This is a genomic window from Anaerolineae bacterium (genome assembly GCA_013178165.1).
In the GTDB taxonomy this organism is placed as follows: Bacteria; Chloroflexota; Anaerolineae; order Aggregatilineales; family Ch27; genus Ch27.
Genome location: JABLXG010000052.1, coordinates 1 through 4,178, shown reverse-complemented (window position 1 = coordinate 4,178; position 4,178 = coordinate 1). Strand labels below are relative to the sequence as shown.

Genomic DNA, 4,178 nt, shown 5'->3' with positions numbered 1-4,178 from the left:
GCCCCAGCGCCTTGGCCAGGGGCTTGGCCCGCCACTTCGCCCACTCCGCTATCCCCCGCGCTTCATCTTCTCCCGAAAGCCTGGCTGACACCATGATCATCAGCACCGCTGCCAACGGATAGCGTACCCCGCGCCGGTCTCGCCGATCCTTTAACCCCTTCAGTCGCTCATAGAGCCCCCCTACCTCCCCGCAAAGTGCCTCTATCTGTCCGCTTCCGGCTATGGCATAGTCCATGTTGACCTTTCCTGGTGCAGGGTTCGTGGCGCACAACACTACCTTAACCAGGAAAGGCCTTTTTGTCTTGGGACTTTGCAACAGCCGTGGCGCGGCCAAACGCTGCCTTGACACCGGCCAACCCCGCGCCTATAATCCCGAACATGCTCGCCCGGCGCAGCCCTGCTGGGCGTTATTTTCGAATGAAATCACGCTCACCGGCGATACTGGAGTACGATCATGGGCCCCCTGCCTAAGAGAAAACATTCCCGGAGCCGCCGCGACCGTCGCCGCGCGCATGACGCGCTGAGCCTGCGGCATCTGGTTCGTTGCGAGAAGTGCAACGAATACAAGCCCGCCCACCAGGTATGCCCGCATTGCGGCACCTACCGGGGCAAGCAGATCATTGAGGTCGAAGAAGCCTAGGCTCCTCCCTATCATGTGGTTTGACACGCAGGCCGTGCCCGGCATTCCCCGCACGGCTTTTTGCGTTTTGGCCGCGCTCAAAGCCGGCCCACCGGCCATCCCTCCTGAAGCTGCCAGTGCAAAACCAGCGCCCTGCGCCGGGGTTATAGGCAGCAGTGAAATATCAGCCTGATTTCAGGGCTGCCCAAGCAGAGGAGAATCCAACCCGATGAACAACTGGACAAACACCGCCCTGCTCTTCCCCGGTCAGGGATCGCAGGAAGTTGGCATGGGCGCTGATCTGGCGCAAGCGTATCCTGCCGCACGTGAGATTTTTGAACAGGCGGATGACATCCTGGACGAACACTTCTCCCGTCTGTGCTGGGAAGGTCCCGCCGAGGCCCTGAACGATACGTATAACACCCAGCCCGCGCTGTACATCACGAGCATGGCTACCCTGCGTGCGCTGGAAGCTGCCATCGGGCCGGTCCGACCGGCTGCCGTAGCCGGGCATAGCCTGGGCGAAATCACAGCGCTGGCGGCCGCCGGAGCGCTTTCCTTCGCCGATGGATTGCGCCTCGTCCGGGAACGCGGACGGCTCATGAAGCTGGCAGGAGAACGCCAGCCCGGCGCTATGGCGGCTATCCTCGGCCTTGAAGCGGAAGAAGTGCGGGCTGTCTGCGCCAGGGCCAGCCAAGAGACCGGCCAGCCGCTTGTGCTGGCCAACGACAACTGCCCCGGCCAGGTGGTGATTTCCGGAGACATTGCTGCCCTGGAGCGTGGCATGGCGCTGGCCACCGCCGCCGGGGCCAAACGGGTCGTTCGCCTCGAAGTCAGCATCGCTTCCCATTCGCCGCTGATGGCTTCAGTGGCCGCTGAATTCCGCGCCGCCGTCGAGGCAACGCCGCTCCGTGAGCCCATCGTGCCGGTGATCGGCAATATCAGCGCTGCCCCGCTCACTGACATTGCTGCCATCCGGCAGGAGCTGGGTGCACAGCTGACGTCGCCTGTACGTTGGACCGAAAGCATGGCCTATTTGCTGGCTAACGGAGTCAACCGTTTTGTTGAGGTAGGCTCCAAAGATGTGCTCAGCGGCCTGATCCGGCGCATCAGCCGTGATGCTGCCCGTGTTACCCTGAACAGCGCTCAGGCGCTGGCCGAATTCGCAGCGGCCTCCGCCCTGTAACCCCATCCTGCCGGGGCGGGTTTGTGCTATTGCCACAAACGGGATGGGTCAGGATACACGTTGTGATCCAGCGTTATTCAGGAATAAAGTAAGAAAAGTGCAGCCATCCAGACATGGTCTGCCGTTTCCCCATTTCACACTCCGGCACAAGGAGCAACGCTGTGGACGAAAAGGCCAAAGCCGTTTTACAGGATGTGCAGGACAGGCACGTCAGGTTCATCGATCTCCAGTTCACGGATATCCTGGGCGCGACCAAGAGCGTGACCATCCCCGCGAACCAGCTGGAAGATGCCCTGACCCGCGGCGTGTGGTTTGACGGTTCCTCCATCCAAGGCTTTGCCCGCATCCAGGAATCCGATATGTTCCTGCGGCCGGATAGCCGCACCTACCGGGTGCTACCCTGGACCGGCGACACGTTGCCGCTGCGCGCCAGGATCATCTGCGATGTCTACGGGCCGGATGGCGAGCCATTCGAAGGCGATCCGCGCTACGCCCTCAAGCGCCAGGTCGCCAGGGCCGAGGCGCTGGGTTACACTTATAATGTCGGCCCGGAACTGGAGTTCTTCCTGTTCCGCAAGAACGGCGACTTGCACCACGCCCTGCCCCATGACGTAGGCGGTTACTTTGACTTCTCCCCGAATGACGAGGCCCAGCGCGTCCGTGCTGATATCGTCTCCGCCCTGCAGGCGCTCAAGATCGATGTTGAAGCAGAACATCACGAAGTTGCCATTGGCCAGCACGAGATCGACTTCCGCTATGCCAACGCCCTGCATACGGCGGACAACGCCATCACCTTCAAGTACACCGTGAAAGGCATTGCCGCCAAGTACGGCCTGTTTGCCACGTTCATGCCCAAGCCGATCTTCGGGATCAACGGCAGCGGCATGCACTGCCATCAGAGTCTGGTCAACACGACCACCGGCGTGAACGCTTTCTTCGACGGAGACAGCCCTGTCTTCAAGCTCTCCGCGCTGGCCCAGTCCTTCGTAGCTGGCCAGCTGGTTCATGCCCGCGCCCTGGCTGCGATCGTGGCGCCAACCGTCAACAGCTACAAACGTCTGACTCCGGGTTATGAGGCGCCGGTCTACATCTGCTGGGCGCAGCGCAACCGTTCCGCCCTGATCCGCGTGCCCCGCTACAGCCCCGGCTACGAGCAGGCGACGCGGGTTGAGCTGCGCTTCCCTGATCCCAGCGCGAATCCATACCTGGCGTTCGCGGTCATGCTGGCTGCGGGCCTGGATGGCATCGAAAAAGGCATGAAGCCGCCTGCCCCGGTCACCGACGATGTCTACGAGTGGGGCGACGAAGAACGCCTGGCCAATGGTGTCGCTGTCCTGCCCGGCAGCCTCAAGGAAGCACTCGACGCCATGGAGAGCGATCCGCTGATCCGGGAAGCTCTGGGCGAGCATATCTATGCGGCTTTTCTCCGGGCTAAACTCCTGGAGTGGGACGAATACCGCACTCATGTGAGCGAGTGGGAGCGGGAACGGTACCTGGAAACGCTATAATCGCCGGCAGGGCTGGCTCGCAAGAGAATGGCTATGGCCAAGGCGTCTTGCCTGCAATCCGGTAACGATCCTCATACCGCAGGCCAAATCAACGGATCGCGCGTGGTGACCGCGTTACCGCCGATGACGTGGTCACCGGCGCGATCCGTCTCGCCTGGCCTCAGCAGGGCCGTGCAACAGCGAAACCTCCGCCGGCTATTTGCCTCCGCCCGGCATCATGTTATGATACAACCATACACGGTCTGTCAGACTATCTCCTCAGTTTTCCTCAAGGGTCACCAAGCTTGTGTCACAGGGGGTGAGCAGGACGTTTTTTCATCGGTCATAAGCCTGCTGATATTTGCTATCTAATATCCCGGCTTAAGGACCCATAAGTTGTTTTGTCTTCTTGCCGCATCTTCTTGAAGGAGGAAGGAAACGCCATGTCTACAAGGAAGGGTTTAGGACTGGTCGCTCTGGTTGTCATTCTGTCGCTGGTGATGGCCGCCTGCGGTCCTCAGGCGACGCCCACGCCAACATCGGCCCCCACTGAGACGCCCACCGAAGAGCAGGCGGCCGTTGTGGAGCCAACCGCAACCGAAGCGCCGACTGAAGCTCCCACCGAAGCACCAACCGAGGCGCCAACTGAGGTGCCGCCAACTGAAGCACCGACTGAAGCACCAACTGAGGTGCTGCCGCCAACTGAAGCACCGACCGAAGCTCCCACAACAGAACCAGCGGCTGCAGCAGGTGAAGGGCTGCGCATCGGTCTGGTGACAGACGTGGGCGAGGTGGATGACCGCAGCTTCAACCAGAGCGCCTGGGAAGGCGTTCAGGCGGCAGCGGCGAAGTATGGCGGGGAAGCCAACTACATCGAGACCCAGGA

General features: G+C 61.5%; 4 protein-coding genes and 1 pseudogene. 4 read left to right on the top strand and 1 reads right to left on the bottom strand.

Annotation, left to right across the window (positions count from 1 at the left end; translation table 11 throughout):
• On the bottom strand, positions 1 to 235 hold a 235-nt coding region (locus HPY64_17955; GenBank protein ID NPV69010.1), incomplete at its 3' end, for a transposase family protein.
• Between the two features lie 219 nt (positions 236 to 454).
• Between HPY64_17955 and rpmF the strand changes: the two genes are divergently transcribed.
• From rpmF to HPY64_17935, 4 genes and pseudogenes are all read left to right on the top strand, one after another.
• On the top strand, positions 455 to 640 hold the full coding sequence (rpmF, locus tag HPY64_17950) for a 50S ribosomal protein L32 (protein NPV69009.1): 186 nt from the start codon (positions 455 to 457) through the stop codon (positions 638 to 640).
• Positions 641 to 848: 208 nt separating this feature from the next.
• A complete protein-coding gene (gene fabD / locus HPY64_17945) occupies positions 849 to 1,805 on the top strand; it encodes an ACP S-malonyltransferase (protein NPV69008.1) in 957 nt (318 codons plus the stop codon).
• Positions 1,806 to 1,918: 113 nt separating this feature from the next.
• Positions 1,919 to 3,313, top strand: a complete 1,395-nt coding sequence (gene glnA, locus HPY64_17940; GenBank protein NPV69007.1) for a type I glutamate--ammonia ligase — start codon at positions 1,919 to 1,921, stop codon at positions 3,311 to 3,313.
• A gap of 500 nt (positions 3,314 to 3,813) precedes the next feature.
• Positions 3,814 to 4,044 (top strand): annotated as a pseudogene (locus HPY64_17935) (calcium-binding protein).
• Positions 4,045 to 4,178: the final 134 nt, after the last annotated feature.

Coding starts and splice junctions, on each gene's coding strand:
- rpmF (NPV69009.1), top strand. CDS start 455: ATGGGCCCCCTGCCTAAGAGAAAACATTCCCGGAGCCGCCGCGACCGT.
- fabD (NPV69008.1), top strand. CDS start 849: ATGAACAACTGGACAAACACCGCCCTGCTCTTCCCCGGTCAGGGATCG.
- glnA (NPV69007.1), top strand. CDS start 1,919: ATGGTCTGCCGTTTCCCCATTTCACACTCCGGCACAAGGAGCAACGCT.